A 16,214-nucleotide genomic window follows, 5' to 3' on the forward strand; every position below is an offset into this window, starting at 1 on the left:
GACTTTGCCGCCCGATGCTCGCCAGCGATGCGCACTGGCTTCCCCCTTCGACAACCATGGTCGGTGCCCCTAGATAGGGAGCGATGACCGACTCCCTCCTTGGCCTAGACGAACCGGTTCAGCCGAAGCGCGGCGGCGATGCCTATCGCGTGCTTGCGCGCAAATATCGGCCGCAGACGTTCCAGGCTCTGATCGGCCAAGAGGCGATGGTGCGGACGCTGGAAAATGCGATTCGTCGGGACCGGATCGCCCATGCCTTTCTGCTCACCGGGGTGCGCGGCGTCGGCAAGACGTCGACCGCACGGCTGATCGCCAAAGCGCTCAATTGCATCGGACCGGACGGCAGTGGCGGGCCCACGATCGATCCCTGCGGAGTCTGCGAGCCGTGCCGCGCGATTGCCGAAGGGCGCCATATCGACGTGATCGAGATGGACGCGGCGAGCCACACGGGCATCGACGATATCCGTGAGATCATCGAGGCATCACGCTATGCCGCCGTGTCCGCGCGATACAAAGTGTACATTATCGACGAAGTTCACATGCTGTCCAAGGCCGCGTTCAACGGCCTGCTCAAGACGCTGGAAGAGCCGCCGGGCCATGTGAAATTCCTGTTCGCCACGACAGAGGTGAACAAGGTGCCCGTGACGGTCCTTTCGCGCTGCCAACGGTTTGACCTGCGGCGCATTCCGGCGGACAAGCTGGCGGAGCATTTCGCCGCCGTCAGCGGGGCGGAAGGCGTATCCGCCGAGGCGGAGGCGCTGGCGCTGATCGCGCGCGCCGCGGAAGGATCTGCGCGCGACGGCCTGTCGATCCTCGACCAGGCGATTGCCCATGCCGATCTGCAGGGTGGCGGCGTCACTGCCGAAGCCGTTCGTGAGATGCTGGGCCTGTCCGACCGCAGCGCGGTTCGCGATCTGCTGGCGTTATTGTTGGCGGGCGACGCGCCCGGAGCGCTTGCTGCGCTGCGTCGCCAATATGATTTCGGCGTCGACCCGCAAGGCGTGCTGCGTGCCCTGCTCGAGGCGGTGCACGGCGTTACGCTGTCCAAGGTTGGCAGCGCAGAAGATCCGGCGCAGCCTGCCGAGGAGCGTGAAGCCTATCGCGAGTGGGCGGGGAAGCTTTCCTATCCGATGCTCCATCGCCTGTGGCAGCTGCTGTTGAAGGGCCATGACGAGGTGGCGAAGGCCGCGCTGCCGATCGAAACGGCGGAAATGGCGCTGTTGCGTATCGTTCATGCGCGCAGCCTGCCGGACCCGGGCGAGCTCGCACGGTACCTCAGCGAAGGCGGGCCGACGCAGCCAGTGATGGCAGCGCCGCCCGCTGCTGTTCCAGCGCCTGCACCGACACCAATCGAGAAGCCGGCGCTGCCCACGGCCTTTACCTCGCTGGTGGAGGAACTGGAGCAGCAGGGGCATCATCTGCTTGCCGTGCGCCTGGCCCATGGTGCGCGCGTCGTGAACTATGCGCCGCCGGAGATCGTGTTCAGCGGATCACGCCCGATCGCGGCTGATACGCTGGCCGAAGTCGCCGCGGCCTTGCGGACGATGACGGGAACTGCCTGGAAGCTTTCGCTGCTGGACGCCCCCGGGGAGCCGACCTTGAAGGAGGCGGCAGACGCGGCGGCCGAGGAGGAGCGGCAGAGGGTGCTCGCGTCGCCGCTGGTGAAGGCAGCATTCGAAGCCTTTCCCGAGGCGGAACTGATAGACTGGCCAAAGAAGAGGAATCACGCGTGAAGGATATCAACGAACTTCTCGCCGCAGCCCAGAGCGCGGCGGAGAATGTCCAGAAGCAAATGGACGAGGCACAGGCAACGCTCGACACGATCGAGGTGGAGGGCGTTTCCGGGGGCGGTCTGGTGAAGATCAAGGCGACCGCCAAGGGCCGCATCCTGACGGTCGCGATCGATGATTCGCTGATCGTGCCTGCTGAGAAGCAGATGCTGGAGGATCTGGTTGCCGCAGCGTTCAACGACGCACGCGCAAAGGCAGATGCCGCGTCGTCGCAGGAGATGGCCAAGATGACGAGCGGCCTTCCGCTGCCGCCGGGGTTCAAGCTGCCGTTCTGAACCCACGTGCATAGAGGAACGGGTGGGTTCCACCCGTTCCGCCACGGGAACAACCATGTTGGACGATACGTTTCGGCTCATCGGTAACGATGGAGCGTATCATGACCGACGAACGTGTGACTGAAACGTCGACGCCAAATACCACGATTATCGAGCGGCGTAGCGGTGGCGGCAGTGGTGTCTTGATCGGACTGGCCGTTCTACTTGCGGTTATCGTGGCAGCGTTCTTCCTGTTCAATCAGTCGAAGAATGAGGGCCTGGAGACACAGGCGATCACCTCTGCCGCCCAAAGCGTCGGCGAGACCGCCGACAAGGCCGGCGCGGCGATCGACGACGCCACCAAGTAAGCGAGGCGCGGCGAGCAGGTCAGCGTAAGCAGTCGTCCAGACCCTCGCGACGGACCACGCCCACATGCCGGGCGATGGCATTGCCATGGCGCCGCACGAAGCCACTCGGATCCACGGCCTCCCGCTTCTTCGGTAGCGGGAGGACCGCGGCGATGCGGGCTGCCTCCGTTGGCGTGAGCTTTTGTGCCGAGTGGTTGAAGTAGCGGATCGCACCTGCCTCTGCGCCATAGGTGCCGATCCCGGTTTCGGCGACGTTGAGGTAAACCTCCATGATGCGGCGCTTTCCCCAGATCGCCTCGATTAGGACGGTAAACCATGCCTCGACGGCTTTGCGGAGATAGCCGCCGCCTTGAAACAGAAAGACGTTCTTGGCCGTTTGCTGGCTGATCGTAGATCCGCCGCGGATCTTTCCACCCTGAGCATTGCGGTAGGCGGCACCGGCGATGGCGCTGAAGTCGAAGCCGTGATGGCTGCAGAACTTGGCATCTTCCCCCGCGATTGCCGCTCGCGCCATGTCCGGATCGATCCGGTCGAGCGGGCGCCATTCCTTGGTGATGGAGCGGCCGGACAGGAGATCGCCGATCATCGTGAAAGTGATCGGTGGTGGGACGAAGCGGAACAGCAGCACGAGCGCCAGGGAAAGAGTCACGAACCAGAGTGCGATCTTGAGAAACAGGCGAAGGAAACGGGTGACCATCTGCCGGTGCTAGCCTTGAAGGATTAACCAAATCAACGATGGCGGAACGCTCGCGCGCGACGATCAAAGAAGTGTTTGGCGACGATCCGACCAATATTCTGCACGAACGGCTCAGCAATGTGGCCCTGCGACCGATGCGCGGAGCCTAGCCCGGCACCATTGCGCGTTCTACGATACTGTTCGCGACGCCGGGCGCGCGTTCTACAACAATATCACGCCAGACGAGGCTGACCGGAAGGTGGGATGATCAGGCGACCCTGCTGGCGACGCGCTCGAACACCGCGGCATAGCGCTCCGCCACCTCGATCGCCGTCAACGGCGTCGGCAATGCGGCTTGAAGGTGCGTGTAGAGATTTTCGTCCGAGGCTTGGATGATCCGGTCTGCGAGATCTGCGGGATCGTTGCGAGCGAAGTGCAGGCCGGTCTGGCCGGGGATGACCTTTTCGGCCATGCCGCCGATCCCGGTGCAGATGACGGGACGCCGCGCGGCGAAAGCCTCTTGGATCACGACGGGAGAGTTCTCCCACCAAGTGCTGGGCATCACAACATAGTCGCAGGCAGCCATCAGCTGCGCCACGCTGCCGTTGTTGTAGGGGCCAAGATAGGTGAGGAAGGGATATGCCTCCACTGCCGCGTTGAACCGGTCAATAAAGGCGGAGGACTGGCCGACGAAGTGGCCGTGAACGGCGATCCGCACGCTTGCTGCACGCGCCGGATCCTGCGCCAGGATTGCGCAGGCATCGAGAAGCACGCCGAGCCCCTTAAACGGGTTGATCTGGCCGAAATAGCCAAATTTCCAGGTACGATGCGGCTGTCGCGGTTGCTCTGGTACTGGTGCGGAGAGCACGCCGTTCTCGATGACGGTGATCCGATCATGCGGCACGCACTGTTCGACCATCTTCTCGGCGAGAAAGTGGCTTGGCGAAACGAATGCCGACACGTGCTCGAACGCTGCCTCGACATGCTGCTGCCGGACGGCAAACTGCTGGCGGCTGTGCTCCGGATAGCATTTGTGACACGAAGAAGGGGAGGGCCCCTGGCAAAGCATCTGCCCTTGTCGCGTCACGAGCTGCCCGTGATTGTGACAGATCGCCAAATATTCATGCAACGTGACCACCACATCGATGCCTGCCGCGGCGATATCGGCAAATGCGCCAACGCCGATGTGCAGGAAGTGGTGGGCATTGAACAACGTGACCTTCTGCTCCTGCAGCAGGCGCAGAAGTGATCGGCGAACGTCGCCCGAGGCGATGTGATAAAAGTGATCGTAGAGCCAGCCGCGCACCGGCAGCGCATATTCGTCGGGGCCCAGGCTGATTTGATCCAGAAGGTCCTCATCGCAGGCGGCGACAAGGATCGCATCCCAGCCAAGATCGCGCAGTCCGCGAAACAGATTGTAGGCCGAAATCTCCGCGCCGCCCGATGTGATGGACGGGTGCGTATGGCTGAAAATCGCAATCCGCCCGCCATCGGGGGGCATGCGCGCCTCGCTTCTATCCATGAGCACGGCGGGCAGCCTCGTTGATCTTGAGCGTGAAGGGTGAGCCGAGCGGGGGCTGGAGCCACTCGGCGGCGTGGGTCACTGCGGGCAACTCGATCGACTGCGTTGGTAGACGAACCCCACCGATCTGGGGAGGAGCTAGCGAATAGATGCGGCGCCATTCCGATATGTCTGCTACGAAGGCGTGGAGTTCCCAGCCCGGCCCAGTATCTCCGCCCATGGCGTCGTCGGTGGCGAGCAGAACCATGGCATTCGTCACGCGACCGAGTTCGTGCCAACCGCGCGCAGTCAGGGACAGGTTCCCATCGACCCATGCAAAGCGGGTGCACGAAAGCTTGGCTGCCACTTCATCAATAACGTCGGAGGTCGGCTCCGCGTTACTCATGAAAAACAGGCTGCACGGGTGCGAAGCGGTGCGCTGCAATTCCGCGAACAGCGTCAACACCAATCCGCGATTCTCATCCGCACTGGCGATGATGGCCAGGCCCCAATCGACCGGCAGCGACGCAGCATGCCGGGCGGCTCGATCAAATAGCAGAAAGATGTCCGACCTTTGCCGTGGCGCCGCGAGCAGCACGGCCGATGCGACCGGATTGATGTCATAGCCCTGCACCCCACTTGACTGGAAACGCGCCTGTGCTGCGGCTCGATAGGCGAAATCGGCAAAGAAGCGCTCCGCTTCGAGCGCCGGATAGAAGCGTCGAATGGAGTCGAGAGGCACCGTCAGCCCGAGCACCCGGACCATCGCCGGCGGTACGGAGACAATGGTGCTGGATCCGTCATCCCATTCAATCTTCAGCGTCAGTCGCTCCACTGCGTCGCGAGGGAGATCGCCTCGAAACAGCGTGACAAAGGCGGCGCTTTCCAGAGCCTGCGCCACATTCGGAAAGGTTTGGGAGATGTCGCTCCTGGCAAAGCGAAACTGACTCAACTGATCGGCCGCGATAACGTGATTGCCTGCCTTTAGGACGAAACTCTCCGCTCGCTTGCAGGGGCTGAGCGCCCATCCATTCACAAAAGCGCCAAAGCCGGGAAGGAATGCGACTTCGTCGATCTGCACTCGTTCTAAGGTGTCGTCACCTGACGGGCGGAGCCGGTTTGCCTGAAACAGCGCCCGCATGGCGGCACGATGCGGGCCAGATGAACGTTCCAGAATGTCTCGAACAATGGGGAGAACGGCCTCTGCGGATGTCACCGGCCAGGGGCGAACCGGCTCCAGAAACCGTCCGCTTCCGTCCGCAAACACAAGCTGCGGCGGCAGATCTGAACCCGCCTGCCAATCGGCCCGGAGCACGGCCACGAACGCCTTTGCGTCAGGCCCGAGATCAGCCCGCGGCGCAAAGCTTACCGCGACGCCTGCGGCGTGCCTCGCCGTGTCGAGCACGAAGACCGGACGGTCCACCACGGCGTCCTCGGTCATCCATCCAACCAGCCAGATCAGACCGGACCAATCCGCCCAGACGCCCTCCAGATAGCCGACCTGGCTCGACGGCTGCGCATCCTGCGGCTGTTGCAGCAAGCCCCGCGCCTGAGACACGTGCTGTTCCAGGCGGACAAGTAATGGCTGGGCAATCCCGTCACTTGTTGGAGCAGTCGACAAGCTCATTCGGGATTTCCATAGGAATGTGAGCACGAGCGGATCCGGCCTTCGATCATCCGGTCATCCGATCCGGTCGCCGCGGCTGCGTCGATCCTCTATCGGGACTGACTACCTGAACTGGACCTTGGATCCCGCTGTGCGCGGCGTTGAAGGAGATCGCCGGACCGGTGCGCAGCTCCGTGGGTGGCAGTGGCGCTCGGCGCTTGTCGCGAACAGTGCCTTGGGCGGGAGAGTCTGACAGCAAGTTCTGTCGAAGACAGGTGAGAGGGAAGTGAGACGGCATTTTGGCAATCGACATCCCGGCCGGTTCGGCGGTCATGCCCCCGTCTCCCTTGCGCAAGGCCGCAAACAGGAAGGCGGTGGCATATTTGTCAAGTGCTGCACACCATCACTGATTGCGAAGACGCCGGCACCTAACGAGCCATCCTGGCTCTCGCTAGCTCTATTCGCGCCCGCGTTCCAGCCGCATCGCGCGCGAATGGCGTGTGTGCCAAGCTATCAGTTGTCGCTTTCGCTGCGGGAATGAATTGGTCGGGGAAAGAGGATTCGAACCTCCGGCCCCTGCGTCCCGAACACAGTGCTCTACCAGGCTGAGCTATTCCCCGACCAGATGCCAACCGGTTGTAGCCAGCGGCAGGCGGCGGCTTATATCAGCGAATTCAGGCGCAGCAAGAGGCTTGTGGCAAGAAATGCCACTCTCGCGATATTCAGCCTGCTGGCCGGTGATTGTCCATCTGAAACATGAGCTTAGAGCATTCGCAATCTTCTGCACTGGTTCAGTATTCTGATCGCGAGACGCGTCGAGGAGTTGGAAGCCTGCTGCGGAAGGCGGAATCGGCGTGCGGTGCCGATCCCGCCCATTGTGTCACCAGATACGCGCCCTCACTGCGCGCGCGGTGCGGCAGCGGCCGCATTGTCCGGCAGACCGCCGAGTTGCGACACCAGCTTCGTATAAGCGTCGAGATAGCTCAGCACGATGATCTGGCCGATCGCCGTGTCCTGGTAGCCGCCGCCAGCGGCCCCGCCGAACGTGCCGCCGGAAAATACGCCTCCGCCCCCACCGAAGCTGATGTCCGACTTGCGGGCATAGCCCTCCGTCATCGCCTCCTCCTCGGTGGTGCGGGCATTCACCAGGCTGAGCGTGGTCTTGGCTTCACCCTTCTTCACGTTGATGCCACCCGCGATGGCGCCGATGGCGCTCCCCGCGCCGCCGAACAGGCCGCCCACACCCCCGAGTACCCCGCCCAGGCCGCCGCCGCCCGAGTTGCGGTTTGCGGTGACAATGTCGGGCTGCAGAAAGTAATCGGCGGCGCGTACCTGGCCTTTGCCCAGGTTCGAATTGGCCTGGAGCTCTCCCGAGTCGGCCATCGCGCGTTCCATGTTACGACTGGCCATCGCGCGGCCACGGTTTACCATGGTGAAGCAGCCGGATTTCTGCACGAAGATCTTGATGATGGCCTCTGGGCTGCCAAGATTCAGCTCACGCCACCATTGATTGTCGGGCTCCACGATTGCCAGCGAACCCAATCGCTTGGTGCACACGGGGATCTGCGCCTCACCCTTCTGTTGCGCCTGATGAGCGGACGAACCCTTGTTCTGCGCTGTGGCAGGAAAGCCGGCGAGCAGTGCGGCTGCTGCGGCAATAAAGATGGGCGTGCGCATCCTGTAATTCCCCCTAATTTGCTTTCCGCGATTGTTCCTGATCTGCGGTTTGCATGACAATTTCGTGTGAAGCGATCTTATCACTGCACGACATCGCTCGCCAGCGTGGACCGATCATGCGAGCTGTTGAACGAGCGGCGCTGCGCTGAAATCGGCTGATAGAGTCGGCGCGAGGCAAAGGGCGCTGGCGGTGACGGCGGCGACGAGTGAGAAGAGGGTGCGGGTCATGGCTTTGCTCCTGATTTGATGACGCGCATCTAGCGGCGGCGGTGCGGCGCGGCGTGCGCCACGCGACGGGTGTGCTTTGTGCGCGACGAAGCTGCGGGCGCGCGCGACGAAGGTGGCGCTTTGGCATTGCCGCGCATGGTGCTAACGCGCGCGGCATCACTCAAGCTGGCAGAATTTCGTGGCGACTGAGCTTTCCAAGATCCGTAACTTCTCGATCATCGCGCATATCGACCATGGCAAGTCGACCCTGGCGGACCGGCTGATCCAGCGCACCGGGGGCCTCTCCGAGCGCGAGATGAGCGCGCAAGTGCTTGATAACATGGAGATCGAGAAGGAGCGGGGGATCACCATCAAGGCGCAGACGGTGCGCCTGGAATGGAAAGGCCATGTCCTGAACCTGATGGACACGCCCGGCCACGTCGACTTCGCCTATGAGGTCAGCCGCAGCCTCGCCGCGTGCGAGGGCGCGCTGCTCGTCGTGGACGCGGCGCAGGGCGTGGAGGCGCAGACGCTCGCCAACGTGTACCAGTCGATCGAGCATGACCATGAGATCGTGCCCGTCATCAACAAGATTGACCTGCCCGCGGCCGAACCCGAAAAGGTGAAGGCCGAGATCGAGGAGGTGATCGGCCTGGACGCGAGCGGCGCGGTGCTGGCCAGCGCCAAATCCGGCATCGGCATCGAGGAAATCCTGGACGCGGTGGTCGAGCGCATCCCGGCACCCAAGGGCGACGCCAACGCGCCGCTGAAGGCGATGCTGGTCGACAGCTGGTACGACCCGTACCTTGGCGTCGTCATCCTGGTGCGCGTGATCGACGGCACGCTGAAGAAGGGCCAGCAGGTGACCTTCATGCAGGCCGGCACGCAGCATCTGGTGGACCGCGTCGGCTGTTTCCGCCCCAAGATCGAGCAGCTGACCGACCTCGGCCCCGGCGAGATCGGCTTCATCACCGCACAGATCAAGGACGTGGCGCAGGCGCGCGTCGGCGACACGCTGACCGACGCCAAGAGGCCTGCGGCCGAGCCGCTGCCGGGCTTCAAGGAAGTGCAGCCGGTGGTGTTCTGCGGCCTCTTCCCGGTCGACGCCAACGATTTCGAGAAACTGCGCGAATCGATCAGCAAGCTGCGCCTGAACGACGCCAGCTTCTCCTTCGAGATGGAGACCAGCGCCGCGCTTGGCTTCGGCTTCCGCTGCGGCTTCCTGGGGCTGCTCCACCTGGAGATCATCCAGGAGCGGCTGACGCGCGAATATGACCTGGACCTCATCACCACCGCGCCGAGCGTGGTGTATGAGATCGAGCTGACGCATGAGGGCGGGCAGATCGAGCTGCACAACCCGGCCGACATGCCCGATCCCAACAAGATCGAGATGATCGCCGAGCCGTGGATCGAGGCGACGATCTACGTCCCCGACGAATATCTCGGCTCCATCCTGAAGCTGTGCCAGGACCGCCGCGGCATCCAGAAGAACCTGACATACGTCGGCGGGCGCGCGCAGGTTACGTACGAACTGCCGCTCAACGAAGTGGTGTTCGACTTCTACGACCGGCTGAAGAGCATCAGCCGCGGCTATGCCAGCTTCGACTATCACCAGATCGGCTATCGCGAGGGCGACCTCGTCAAGATGAGCATCCTGGTGAACAACGAGCCGGTCGACGCTCTGAGCATGATCGTCCACCGCGGATCGGCGGAAACGCGCGGGCGCGGCATGTGCGAGCGGCTGAAGGACCTGATCCCGCGCCATATGTTCAAGATCCCGATCCAGGCGGCGATCGGCGGCAAGGTGATCGCGCGCGAGACGATCGCCGCGCTGCGCAAGGACGTGACCGCGAAATGCTATGGCGGCGACGCGACGCGCAAGCGCAAGCTGCTGGAGAAGCAGAAGGAAGGCAAGAAGCGCATGCGGGAATATGGCTCGGTGAGCATCCCGCAGGAGGCGTTTATTGCAGCGCTGAGGATGGGGGATGACGCGTAGCGCCCGAGGCTAGGGAGGCGATTGCGCCAGCAATCGCCGAGCTAGGCGAGGATCAGCGCAAGCGCGGCCGACGACCGCCCGGGCCCACCGGGCGTGTCGATCGACGACGCGGCTTTGCCGCGGCGCGGGGCGGATTGACCCAGGTTCGGCCCAGTTCGTTGCATTTCGCCATCGAAGGCGTACCTTGATCGCGTGAACGAACTTTCGCCCATCGTGTCCGAGTTCGACAGCGAGGAAGCGGCCGAGGCCTATGACGCCTGGTTTCGCGCCAAGGTAGCCGCGTCATTGGCAGATGATCGGCCGGTCGTCGCCCATGACGATGCCATGGCGCAGGTGCGGGCGATCATCGACGGGCACAATCGTGCAGGCAAACACGCTTGCGGCTGGTCTGGCGCGGCAGGGCGCTGAATGTTCTAAAGGCGATTGTTTCCTACATAGCCGAACGGAACGTGGCGGCGGCGCGGCGTTTGCAAGAGGACATCGAGGCGTGCGCGGAGCGCTTGCCTGATCATCCCTTCATGTATCGGCGCGGGCGTGTAGCCGGTACACGTGAGGCGGTCGTGCACCCCAACTATATTCTGGTTTATCAGGTAGGCCGCGACGCGCTCGAGATCGTAAGCGTGATGCATAGTCGGCGAAGCTATTCCTAATGGCGGCTCAGGTCGTTTTCGACGGTGGGCGGATCGTGCGTGCTCGGTTCTAGCACGACGTCATGACTTAAACGTGAGTTGTCCCGTTGCTGCTGCGGAAGTGCAAACAGATCGCGAGCCGACGAGCGGACTGGCAACAACATCTTCCTTTTCATCCGCACGCTTCGTAGTAGCATGGCGGTTAAGTAGGAGGGAAGAATGAGCAATAAACGTCGTGTGTTAGCAGAGGTGCTTTCGATTGACGCGTGGCATGAGCCAATGCGTTTCAATGGTGAGAGCTTCTCCGTTCATGTTGAGCTGAGCTTCAGAGGGGGGAGGGTAGGTGGAGATAATCCCGATTTCCCATTTACGTTTAATATCGCTCTAAAGCGCGCGCTACTTACGCTTAACTTAGAAAGGCCCCTGATCATTGAGCGTAACAGCGTTGCTAGAAGTATACCCAAGAACAAGGGGGAGCTTACTCGTATATCAAGGGCACGGGACGAGGTTAGAAGTAATGCGGAGTTGGGAGGGAAGCTGAGTCCATCTTCTATGGCGATAAGTCTATCCGGAGGTTCGAAAAAGTCTGAAGCTAAAGAAATGGAAGACAAAATAAAAGTTGTTCAGGAGGTTCCTAGGATTATAGCTCTTCCTCTTCCGTCAGGACTTAACGAGTACGCTTGGGAGCTCAAGCCGGGTCAGTCTGAGACATTAGAGGGGCAGCCTTGGGACCCAGTCGAGGAACCAAGGTTGTCAGCTAAAATAAAAACTGGTGGCCAACCAAAAATTGAGCCAATCATCAAAGCTATCGTTACATGTAAGCTTGAAGACATAGCTATTACAGAGCTAACCTTGAAAGACACGTCATTTTTGAGTTCTTTGAAGGAAGCGGCGTTTAATAACGTTAACAAAGCGGCGGCTATTCAGCACCTTAAATTCACATTGCGAGAGATGGAGTTGGAAACGGGGGAGTTTGGAGATCTGTTTTCCGCTGTTACAATTGCGGATCTTATAGTGGCAGAGCAGGACAATGATTGAGAAGCTGGAACGCGTTGTGTCTATGCTGAAAAGCGATTCACACGAGTTGCAATATCTAGTCAAGTTGTCAGGACGAGATGCGTTTAGATTCTTCAATGGTGCGGATCTGACCGGTTTAGACCTTTCATCTCAAAACCTTTCGGGAATGAACTTCGACGGCGCCGACTTGCGGTTCTCTAATCTGAGCAGCATTTCCTTCGATCCGGGTTGCTTTAACCTTAGTGTTCTTGATCGAAACCAGCAATGGTTGCGTGACGAGTACGAATTTAATGCGGAAGAGATAATAAACTTCCCCGCTAGAGACCTGTTAGTATTTGTAAAATTCAGAGCGGGTCTCATGGATGCTATAATATCTATGCTTGGGATATCTCTTGAAAACTTCTCTGTTCATGCTGGTATAAGCACATCATCACTACGCAAGGCCAGGGCTAATAAAGTGGTCGCGATAGAGACGTCGCAGTCTATTATCGCAGGATGTAGGAAGCTATTTTTTCAGGACAAAAGAGAGCCCCTGAAAAAATACATCTCTTTAATAGAGCAGCCTTGTGCGGCTCTCCTTGTGGGTGGGAACAACAAACCTTTTGAAACTATCAGTCATCAAAGGCTTGAGCACTTGCTCCTTCTTCGTCGTCTTCGCTTAAAGGACAGTGAATTAAGGCATGGTGGAAGTGTGCCGGCCTACTTGCAGCATAGGGATACTGCTGAGTATTTGAGATATTTCGAAGACTTGGTGAACCGAGTTGACCTTTACGAATAACAACGAACTTGATGATGATGAGGATTACAAAGCAGCTCACCGCCGGTGGCTGTCAGGCTGAGTTGTTTCAGGACGAGCTTCCGTCATCTCGCTTTTTGTGTACGTCACCAAATCAACGTCTAGAGGCGGTCGTCGCTGCGCGCCGCTTCCGCGACAGTCGCTAGGCTCCGCCTAGCTCCTTGAAGCGGCGCCACGTCTCCTCGTTCGCTGACGCCTCCCACACCGCCTGCGACTCCGCGATCCGCCGCTGCGCCTCGGCGCGGGCGTGCTGGCGCTCCCTTGCCGTATCCCCCTGATAGTCCATCCATGAACCGGGCAGGAACTCGCGCAGGTCGATCGGTGGGCGGGGTGGCTCGTCGGCGGCTTCCCAGATGTCGCGGCGCAGCTTGTCGAGGATGGGGGTGAGCGTGCCGCAGTTGATCTCCCGCTCGTACATGCCGTCGCCGCGCCGGGTGCGGGTGTGCATGTCGATGATGTCCATGCGCTCGCCGCAGCCTTCGAGGATCAGCTCAAAGAAGTTGAGCTGGCGCAGGTAGAAATCGGCGGCGGCCCAATTGCCGGCGAGGCGCTCGCGGCGCTCGCTCTGCACCTTGATCTGATAGGTGCGCATGAGGTGGACGAGGAATTCCTCGCTGCTCTGCTTGGCGGCCTCCGCCTCGGCAAAGGCGCGGCGTTCGTCCGCCTCGGCGCGCTCGCGGCAGGCGGGGCATTGCTTGGCCGCCTCGCGCGCGATCGTCTCGGGGTGCTTGGTGCCGGGGGCGAGCGCGGTGTTGCTGTAGCGATCGGGCAGGTGATGCTTCAGCATGAACATCAGCAGGCGATCATTGTACCAGCGGCGCTCGCCGACCTGCTCGCCCTTGTGGAAGACGGGGACGGGGACGCCCTCCATCGCGCGCTCCATGGCGATATCGGTGAGGCGCTGGACGCCGCTGGCGAGCGCGGCCTCCCAGGCGGCGCGGAAGCTTTCCGCCTCCGGCTGGCGGCGCAGGTGATAGGCGCCCTCCGTGGTCTTGCCGATGCGGCGGGCGGCGGCCTTTACCGATCCGGTTTCGGCGAGCGCGTGGATGAAGCCGCGCTGCCGCTCCGCCGTCCAGCCATCGTGCCGGTGCTTGCGGGGCACGGGGGTGAAGGCGAGCGGATCGGGAGCCGCGGGGGCGGGGGCGGGCGCGCCGGGCTGGGCGGCCGGAGGGGAGAGGAGTGGCTGCATGGCGCGGAACATAGCACGAACGTGCGGGTGTAGGACAGCGGGGGTGGTTGGGGGGTGGTCTGGGGTGTGCGCTGTTGGTTTCGTTCGTGCTGGGCGACGTCAAAGGGCTTGTGCCGGGTGTGGCGTTGCCTGGCACGTGCTTCGACTTCGCTCAGCACGAACGGGGGGGGGGATGGATGGGCCGTGGGTGTGGGGGGACGCGCGAGGGGTGCGCTGTTGTCTTCGTTCGTCCTGAGCGTAGTCGAAGGGCGCGTGCGGGGTGGGGGTGTGCGGGGGCGGATCAGCCCTCCAGCGATACCTCCGCGCCCATGAGCTTCGGGAAGAAGGCTTCGTGCGCCTCTCGCAGCGCGTCGAGCGAGACGACATCGTCGCGATCGGGCCGCTCGAAGATCAGGCGCTTGCCGCCGGTGCGGCCCATCGGCTCAGCCTCCACCCCGGCGTCGAGCGCGGCGTGGAGGAAATCGGCCAGCGCGTGATCGTGGACGGTGACGATGTAGACGCCCTGATCCTCGGCGAAGAAGCTGTGCGCGCAATCATAGGGCTGCTTGCGGTCGATCATCGCGCCGATGTTGCCGGCGAGCGCCATTTCCGCGAGCGTGACGGCGATGCCGCCATCGGAGACGTCATGGACGGCGGAGAGCTGGCCAAGGTCGATCGCCTGGCGGATGAGATCGCCGGTCGCCTTCTCCTGCTGGAGGTCGACGCGGGGCGGTGGGCCTTCCTCGCGGCCGTGCACCTCGCGCAGCCAGAGCGACTGGCCGAGATCGCCGCGGCGCGTGCCGACCGCGAGGATCACGTCGCCCGAGCCCTTGAAGGCGATGGTGGCGCTCTTGGTCCAGTCCGCCATCAGGCCGACGCCGCCGATCGCGGGGGTGGGGAGGATCGCGCTGCCGCCGCCGGTCGCCTTCGACTCATTGTAGAGCGAGACGTTGCCGGAGACGATCGGATAGTCGAGCGCGCGGCACGCCTCGCCCATGCCGTCGAGGCAGCCGACGATCTGGCCCATGATCTCGGGGCGCTGGGGGTTGGCGAAGTTCAGGCAGTTGGTGATCGCGAGCGGCTTCGCGCCGACGGCGGTGAGGTTACGCCACGTCTCGGCGACCGCCTGCTTGCCGCCCTCGACCGGGTCGGCGTAGCAATAGCGCGGGGTGCAATCGGTGGTGATCGCCAGCGCCTTGTCGGTGCCGTGGACGCGGACGACCGCGGCGTCACCGCCGGGGCGCTGGACGGTGTCGGCGCCGACCATGTGGTCGTATTGCTCCCAGATCCAGCGGCGCGAGGCGATGTCGGGCGAGCCCATCAGGGTCAGGAGATCGGCGGCAATGTCCTTGCACTCCGGCACGTTCACCAGCGCCTTGGCGGGCGGGGTGGGGACGTGCGGACGATCGTAGAGCGGGGCCTCGTCGGCGAGCGGGGCGAGCGGAATGTCGCAGACCACATCGCCCTGCCATTTCAGCACCATGCGGCCGGTATCGGTGACATGGCCGATGACCGCGAAATCCAGCTCCCACTTGCGGAAGATCGCCTCGGCGAAGGCTTCGCGGCCGGGCTTGAGCACCATCAGCATGCGCTCCTGCGATTCGGAGAGCATCATCTCGTACGGCGTCATGCCGGTTTCGCGCTGGGGCACGTCGTCCATGACCAGCTCGATGCCGACACCGCCCTTGGACGCCATCTCGACGCTGGAGGAGGTGAGGCCCGCCGCGCCCATGTCCTGAATCGCGACGATCGCGTCGGAGGCCATCAGCTCGAGACAGGCCTCGATCAGCAGCTTCTCGGTGAACGGATCGCCGACCTGCACGGTGGGGCGCTTTTCCTCGGCATCCTCGCCGAAATCGGCGGAGGCCATCGTCGCACCGTGGATGCCGTCGCGGCCTGTCTTCGAGCCGACATAGACGATCGGATTGCCGACGCCGCTGGCGGCCGAATAGAAGATCTTGTCGGTGTCGGCGACGCCGACCGTCATCGCGTTGACGAGGATGTTGCCGTCATAGGCGGGGTGGAAGTTCACCTCGCCGCCTACGGTGGGCACGCCGACGCAATTGCCATAACCGCCGATGCCATGAACCACGCCCGAGATGAGGTGGCGCATCTTCGGGTGATCGGGGCGGCCGAAGCGCAAAGCGTTCATGTTCGCCACGGGCCGCGCGCCCATCGTGAACACGTCGCGCAGGATACCGCCGACGCCGGTCGCCGCGCCCTGATAGGGCTCGATGTACGACGGGTGGTTGTGCGACTCCATCTTGAAGATCGCGGCCTGACCGTCACCGATGTCGATGACGCCGGCATTCTCGCCCGGGCCGCAGATCACCCAGGGCGCCTCGGTCGGCAGCTTCTTGAGGTGGATTCGCGAGGATTTGTAGGAGCAATGCTCCGACCACATCACCGAGAAGATGCCGAGTTCCACCAGGTTCGGCTCGCGGCCGAGCGCGTGGAGCACGCGGTCATATTCCTCGGGGGACAGGCCGTGTTCGGCGACGACTTCAGCAGTGATGGCGGTCATGCGCG

At 62.5% G+C, this 16,214-nt stretch carries 14 protein-coding genes and 1 tRNA gene; 8 read left to right on the plus strand and 7 right to left on the minus strand.

Features of this window, described 5'->3' with window-relative positions; genetic code table 11:
- The first annotated feature begins 83 nt into the window (after positions 1–83).
- From BMX36_RS01990 to BMX36_RS02000, 3 genes are all read left to right on the plus strand, one after another.
- Positions 84–1,733 (plus strand): DNA polymerase III subunit gamma/tau, encoded by a 1,650-nt coding sequence (locus BMX36_RS01990; protein ID WP_093063502.1) that lies wholly within the window; start codon positions 84–86, stop codon positions 1,731–1,733.
- Entirely contained in the window at positions 1,730–2,065 is a 336-nt protein-coding gene (locus BMX36_RS01995) for a YbaB/EbfC family nucleoid-associated protein (protein ID WP_066778926.1), read from the plus strand. Before BMX36_RS01990 ends, BMX36_RS01995 begins: the two co-directional genes overlap by 4 nt.
- A 101-nt stretch (positions 2,066–2,166) precedes the next feature.
- Positions 2,167–2,412 (plus strand): hypothetical protein, encoded by a 246-nt coding sequence (locus BMX36_RS02000; protein WP_093065142.1) that lies wholly within the window; start codon positions 2,167–2,169, stop codon positions 2,410–2,412.
- A gap of 19 nt (positions 2,413–2,431) precedes the next feature.
- Here BMX36_RS02000 and mtgA read toward each other — a convergent pair whose 3' ends face one another.
- The 5 genes from mtgA to BMX36_RS02025 all read right to left on the minus strand — a co-directional run bounded on the left by mtgA (position 2,432) and on the right by BMX36_RS02025 (position 7,872).
- Entirely contained in the window at positions 2,432–3,109 is a 678-nt protein-coding gene (mtgA, locus tag BMX36_RS02005) for a monofunctional biosynthetic peptidoglycan transglycosylase (RefSeq protein WP_093063503.1), read from the minus strand.
- Positions 3,110–3,356: 247 nt separating this feature from the next.
- Positions 3,357–4,589 (minus strand): glycosyltransferase, encoded by a 1,233-nt coding sequence (locus BMX36_RS02010; protein ID WP_218142122.1) that lies wholly within the window; start codon positions 4,587–4,589, stop codon positions 3,357–3,359.
- 13 nt (positions 4,590–4,602) lie between these two features.
- The gene (locus tag BMX36_RS02015; RefSeq protein WP_218142123.1) at positions 4,603–6,243 is read right to left on the minus strand and encodes a hypothetical protein; all 1,641 of its coding nucleotides are present in this window, start codon (positions 6,241–6,243) and stop codon (positions 4,603–4,605) included.
- A 495-nt stretch (positions 6,244–6,738) separates the two neighbouring features.
- Positions 6,739–6,815: transfer RNA gene (locus tag BMX36_RS02020), tRNA-Pro, on the minus strand.
- Between the two features lie 277 nt (positions 6,816–7,092).
- A complete protein-coding gene (locus BMX36_RS02025) occupies positions 7,093–7,872 on the minus strand; it encodes a CsgG/HfaB family protein (RefSeq protein ID WP_066778935.1) in 780 nt (259 codons plus the stop codon).
- 406 nt (positions 7,873–8,278) lie between these two features.
- On the opposite strand from BMX36_RS02025, the gene lepA reads away from it, so the two are divergent.
- The 5 genes from lepA to BMX36_RS02045 all read left to right on the plus strand — a co-directional run bounded on the left by lepA (position 8,279) and on the right by BMX36_RS02045 (position 12,499).
- Positions 8,279–10,075: a translation elongation factor 4 gene (gene lepA / locus BMX36_RS02030; protein ID WP_066778938.1), complete on the plus strand. Its 1,797-nt coding sequence runs from the start codon at positions 8,279–8,281 to the stop codon at positions 10,073–10,075.
- 192 nt (positions 10,076–10,267) lie between these two features.
- On the plus strand, positions 10,268–10,483 hold the full coding sequence (locus BMX36_RS02035) for a type II toxin-antitoxin system RelB family antitoxin (protein WP_093063506.1): 216 nt from the start codon (positions 10,268–10,270) through the stop codon (positions 10,481–10,483).
- A complete protein-coding gene (locus tag BMX36_RS02040) occupies positions 10,453–10,725 on the plus strand; it encodes a type II toxin-antitoxin system RelE/ParE family toxin (protein ID WP_093063507.1) in 273 nt (90 codons plus the stop codon). The genes BMX36_RS02035 and BMX36_RS02040 overlap by 31 nt, the downstream gene beginning before the upstream one ends.
- A gap of 198 nt (positions 10,726–10,923) precedes the next feature.
- Entirely contained in the window at positions 10,924–11,742 is an 819-nt protein-coding gene (locus tag BMX36_RS21270; protein WP_143058494.1) for a hypothetical protein, read from the plus strand.
- Entirely contained in the window at positions 11,735–12,499 is a 765-nt protein-coding gene (locus tag BMX36_RS02045) for a pentapeptide repeat-containing protein (protein ID WP_093063508.1), read from the plus strand. The genes BMX36_RS21270 and BMX36_RS02045 overlap by 8 nt, the downstream gene beginning before the upstream one ends.
- 160 nt (positions 12,500–12,659) lie before the next feature.
- Here BMX36_RS02045 and BMX36_RS02050 read toward each other — a convergent pair whose 3' ends face one another.
- Together BMX36_RS02050 and purL are read right to left on the minus strand one after the other, a co-directional pair.
- Entirely contained in the window at positions 12,660–13,706 is a 1,047-nt protein-coding gene (locus tag BMX36_RS02050; RefSeq protein ID WP_143058495.1) for a hypothetical protein, read from the minus strand.
- 280 nt (positions 13,707–13,986) lie between these two features.
- The gene (purL, locus tag BMX36_RS02055) at positions 13,987–16,209 is read right to left on the minus strand and encodes a phosphoribosylformylglycinamidine synthase subunit PurL (protein ID WP_093063510.1); all 2,223 of its coding nucleotides are present in this window, start codon (positions 16,207–16,209) and stop codon (positions 13,987–13,989) included.
- Positions 16,210–16,214 lie beyond the last annotated feature (5 nt).

It is taken from the genome of Sphingomonas sp. OV641 (assembly GCF_900109205.1).
In the GTDB taxonomy this organism is placed as follows: Bacteria; Pseudomonadota; Alphaproteobacteria; order Sphingomonadales; family Sphingomonadaceae; genus Sphingomonas.

Excerpts from the sequence above, each read along its gene's own strand:
- BMX36_RS02010 (WP_218142122.1), bottom strand. The coding sequence starts at position 4,589 with ATGCCCCCCGATGGCGGGCGGATTGCGATTTTCAGCCATACGCACCCG.
- mtgA (WP_093063503.1), bottom strand. The coding sequence starts at position 3,109 with ATGGTCACCCGTTTCCTTCGCCTGTTTCTCAAGATCGCACTCTGGTTC.
- purL (WP_093063510.1), bottom strand. The coding sequence starts at position 16,209 with ATGACCGCCATCACTGCTGAAGTCGTCGCCGAACACGGCCTGTCCCCC.
- BMX36_RS21270 (WP_143058494.1), top strand. The coding sequence starts at position 10,924 with ATGAGCAATAAACGTCGTGTGTTAGCAGAGGTGCTTTCGATTGACGCG.
- BMX36_RS01990 (WP_093063502.1), top strand. The coding sequence starts at position 84 with ATGACCGACTCCCTCCTTGGCCTAGACGAACCGGTTCAGCCGAAGCGC.
- BMX36_RS02000 (WP_093065142.1), top strand. The coding sequence starts at position 2,167 with ATGACCGACGAACGTGTGACTGAAACGTCGACGCCAAATACCACGATT.
- BMX36_RS02025 (WP_066778935.1), bottom strand. The coding sequence starts at position 7,872 with ATGCGCACGCCCATCTTTATTGCCGCAGCAGCCGCACTGCTCGCCGGC.
- BMX36_RS02045 (WP_093063508.1), top strand. The coding sequence starts at position 11,735 with ATGATTGAGAAGCTGGAACGCGTTGTGTCTATGCTGAAAAGCGATTCA.
- BMX36_RS02050 (WP_143058495.1), bottom strand. The coding sequence starts at position 13,706 with ATGCAGCCACTCCTCTCCCCTCCGGCCGCCCAGCCCGGCGCGCCCGCC.